This is a genomic window from Citrobacter sp. XY323, assembly GCF_025106035.1.
Lineage (GTDB): Bacteria > Pseudomonadota > Gammaproteobacteria > Enterobacterales > Enterobacteriaceae > Citrobacter > Citrobacter braakii.
This window is the reverse complement of record NZ_JANYUK010000037.1, coordinates 1-1,015: the sequence shown is the minus strand read 5'-3', so window position 1 is coordinate 1,015 and position 1,015 is coordinate 1. Positions and strand designations below refer to the sequence as shown.

The following is a 1,015-nucleotide window of genomic DNA, read 5'->3' as shown; positions in this document are numbered from 1 at the left end:
ACGGAAGCGCAGTGGGAGTACGCGGCGCGCGACCGGGGTCAGTATATTCTGGTGGCAACGGATGACGGCGACTGGCGCGAGGATGAAAAAACCGGGCGCGGTGAAAATTACGCCACCAGCGCGGACCGCCAGGCAACGGAAGAGGCCACCGGGGTGGAAAGTTCCTTTGTTCGTTATGCCGTCGATCGCTATCCGCCGACCCCCGGCGGGCTGTACGGCATGGCAGAGAACGGCTACGAGTGGGTGAGCGACTGGTATGACCCGGATTATTACGCGCAATCCCCGAAGCAGGATCCGCAGGGCCCGGAAAAGGGGGTCATCCTGGATGAAGATAATGGGCAGTACCTGAAGGTTCGCCGCGGAGGTTATCGTCCCTCTCCCGGGTTTGATGTGGGGCTGACCTTTTTCCGCGGTTATGCCATTAAGGATAACTATTTTCCTGATGGCACCACCGTCCGCTGTGCGGTGAACTCTGCAGAGGCGGTGAAATGACCGGTAAATACAGCCTGGCGATGCTGCTGCTGCTGAGCGGTTGCGATAAACCGGAACCGGCGGTGCAGGGCACCTCACAGAATAACGCTGAATTAGCACACTATCTGCAACGCATCACCGGCGATCTGGTTTTTATTCCGGGCGGAACGTTCTGGATGGGAGATTTTTGCTCCCGCACGCATGGCGAAGGGGCACGCTGTTCTTCGGAAAACGATACCAAGCCGCTGCATGAGGTGACGCTGAGCAGCTATTCCATCGGTCGTTTCAAGGTGACCCATGAGGATTACACTTTTTATCTTAAAATGGCGGGATTACCTGCACAGCAGTTTGATAAAGAATGGCGGAATAAAATGCTGGCTGAAATGACCCATTTTAAAAACAGTCCGGCAGTGGTGTCATGGAGCGAAGCTGACAGCTACTGTCGCTGGCTGCAGAAAGAGACAGGACTGCCGTTTTCCCTGCCGACGGAAGCGCAGTGGGAGTACGCGGCGCGCGACCGGGGTCAGTATATTCTGGTGGCAAC

General features: G+C 56.7%; 2 protein-coding genes. Both read left to right on the top strand.

Annotated elements, in window-relative coordinates:
• Positions 1–492 (top strand): formylglycine-generating enzyme family protein (locus N0B36_RS24370; RefSeq protein WP_259689512.1); only part of this gene is annotated, 492 nt, incomplete at its 5' end.
• A partial coding sequence (locus tag N0B36_RS24365) for a formylglycine-generating enzyme family protein (RefSeq protein ID WP_259689510.1) occupies positions 489–1,015 on the top strand: 527 nt, incomplete at its 3' end. The genes N0B36_RS24370 and N0B36_RS24365, both read left to right, overlap by 4 nt.